Below are 2417 nucleotides of genomic sequence, written 5' to 3' on the forward strand. Positions count from 1 at the left end.
CCGCCAGCCTGCTTGCAGCAGGCTATGCCGTGGCGCAGAGCGCCTATGCCAGCCAGGGCTGGGCGGTGGCAGATGCGATCGTGGACATGGAACGCCTGCGCGCGCACGCCCTGTCCGAACTGAAGGACGTGCGTCGCACCTGGATTCTCGGCTTTTCGATGGGCGGTGCGGTGGCCATCGCCACCCTCGAACGCCTGCCACAGCACTACGCCGGTGGCGTGTCGCTGTGCGGGGCCAACCTGCCTGGCGAACAACTGGCCAATGACCTGCTGACCACCCTGGTGGCGTTCGACTATTTCTTCCCCGAAGCCAAGGGACTGCCCCGGCAGGGCCTGGCATCGGCGGAAGCTGCGGCACTGCCGCAGATGGAGCTCTATCAAGGCATCGCCGCCGCGCTTCAGACCCGGCCGGCCGTGGCTGCGCAACTGGCTGCACGACTGCAGGTAAGCGTGGAGRCATTGCCGGGCACGATCAGCCTGCACGCGATGATCCTGCACGAACTGGCCACGCGCGCCGGCGGCATGCCGGTCGGCAACGTTACGACCGTCTACCGCGGATTCGGTGACGACAAGGCGTTCAACGCGGGCGTGCAGCGGCTGGCACCTGCTGCGCCGGCACAGCGATACGTGCGCGAAAAGCTGGCGTTGACCGGCGCGCTCAAGCGACCGCTGGTGATCCAGTTCAACAACAACGACCCGAGCATCGTGCCGCGCATGCAGGCGGTGTATCCGCAACTGGCCGAGCACGCTGGGGCCACGCCATTGCCGCGCGTACTGCCTGCGGTGGGCGAAGGCCACTGCGGCTTTGCGGATTCACAGGTGGTCGAGGCGTTGAAGGCAGCAGCGGCTCCCTTCTGAGCAGCCGACCGCATCAGTGGCCGAGCGTACCCATGGTGAAGGTGTACCCGGAGCGCATGAGGAAGTCGCGCATGCGCAGTTCGGCGCGGCGCGGAGACGGAAGATCCGGCGGGCCATACAGCGCATAGACCACGCCTGCGCCCTCGATGCGCTCGCGGCGCACGTCACAATGACGGCTCTCCGAGGCGAGGACCCAGCCGTCCTTCAGTTGATCGGGGCCGATGGACTGCCCGTTCTTCAGCCGGAATGTAAGCCAGCGCACATCTGCGGTGGATCTGCTCATTGCCGGCCAGCCGCATCGTGCGTGCGGCCCCTCATGTCCTTGCCTGCCATTGCTGCTCCCGAAGACCAGAACTCGACCATACCCCGTCGCAATGTCGTGGCCGACTGAGACTGTCAGCGGCGCTGGGCGGGCCTCAGGCATGTACGTCGAACAGCCTGCGGAATGCCTTCTGCCCGTCGGGTGTCACCTGCAGGTCGCGCCGCCCCTCAAGGCGACGCAGCCAGTGGTTCTGCAGGAAACTCTCCAGAAGTGCTTCGCCGACCATGCCGGCCATGTGCGGGCGCCGCTCGGTACAGTCCAGGCAGCCGCGGCAGTATCGCGCGGGCGTCACCTGTGGCGATCGCGCGATCAACGCTTCCAGCGGCTGACCCACCGCGCGCAGGATGGCGGCGCCATGAGCCGTCATCTGCCAGTGGTCTGCCGCCGCGGTAATCGCTCCGGTACTCAGCAGGTGGTCACAGATGGCGACAGCGCATTCACCCGCCAGGTGCCGGTAGCAGGTGCGCGCCCGACGGAAGCCGGCATCGACCTGTACGGTTCGTGGAGAGAGCGGTGGCCGTTGATCGCTGAAACGCAGAATGCCTTCCAGCATGTCGGCGACCTCGGTCGAGGCGAGCCGGTGATAGCGGTGGCGTCCCTGCACCGCCACGGCCAGGATGCCGCCGTCGAGCAACCGCCGCAGATGACTGCTTGCGGTCTGCGGCGAGATGCCAGCCACGCCGGCCAGCTCGGACGCCGTGTGCGCCCGTCCATCCATCAACGTCAACAGCATGGCCGCGCGTGCGTGGTCACCGACCAGCGTGCCGACATGGATGAAGGAGCGGGACGTCTGGACCATGGCCGCATTGTGGCATGCCGCTTTCCGCGCATCGTTCGACCCGGATCGAAGCATGCGCGCCCCTGCACAGGGCACAGTCATCGCCCGCACCCCACGAGCTCAGGCATGCCACCGGAAGACTTCCAACGCCGCTGCATCACCCCCTCGGTGCTCTACCCGGGAACACCGGTAGTGCTGATGACTACGTTGAATGAAGACGGCAGTGCGAACATCAGTCCGCTTTCATCATTCTGGGCGCTGGGCGACCGCGTGGTGCTCGGCATCGGCGAACAGGGCCAAGGCTGCAGCAACCTTCTGACACGCGGCGAATGCGTACTGAACTTCGCAGATGCCACGCAGGCGGCGCAGGTTGAAGCCATCGCCCGCGCCACCGCTCGTACCCCCGTGCCGGAGTCGAAGCGCGCCATGGGGTACGTGCATGTGCCTGACAAGTTCGCAC

4 protein-coding genes are annotated in these 2417 nt (G+C 66.6%); 2 read left to right on the forward strand and 2 right to left on the reverse strand.

Annotated features, from left to right (window positions below; genetic code table 11):
- Positions 1–857, forward strand: an 857-nt coding sequence (locus AB4Y84_RS19370; RefSeq protein WP_442250696.1) for an alpha/beta hydrolase, incomplete at its 5' end; no start/stop codon positions are given.
- 13 nt (positions 858–870) lie between these two features.
- On the opposite strand, the gene AB4Y84_RS19375 is transcribed toward AB4Y84_RS19370, so the two are convergent.
- Positions 871–1140 carry a hypothetical protein gene (locus AB4Y84_RS19375; RefSeq protein WP_089240177.1) on the reverse strand — a complete coding sequence of 90 codons (270 nt, stop codon included), beginning with the start codon at positions 1138–1140 and terminating at the stop codon, positions 871–873.
- A 133-nt stretch (positions 1141–1273) separates the two neighbouring features.
- Positions 1274–1978, reverse strand: coding sequence for an ArsR/SmtB family transcription factor (locus tag AB4Y84_RS19380; protein WP_223494740.1), 705 nt, complete (start codon positions 1976–1978; stop codon positions 1274–1276).
- 105 nt (positions 1979–2083) lie between these two features.
- Between AB4Y84_RS19380 and AB4Y84_RS19385 the strand changes: the two genes are divergently transcribed.
- A partial coding sequence (locus AB4Y84_RS19385) for a flavin reductase (RefSeq protein WP_442250697.1) occupies positions 2084–2417 on the forward strand: 334 nt, incomplete at its 3' end.

Origin of the sequence: Stenotrophomonas sp. 2YAF22 (genome assembly GCF_052114665.1) — a bacterium.
Classification (GTDB): Bacteria; Pseudomonadota; Gammaproteobacteria; order Xanthomonadales; family Xanthomonadaceae; genus Stenotrophomonas; species Stenotrophomonas indicatrix.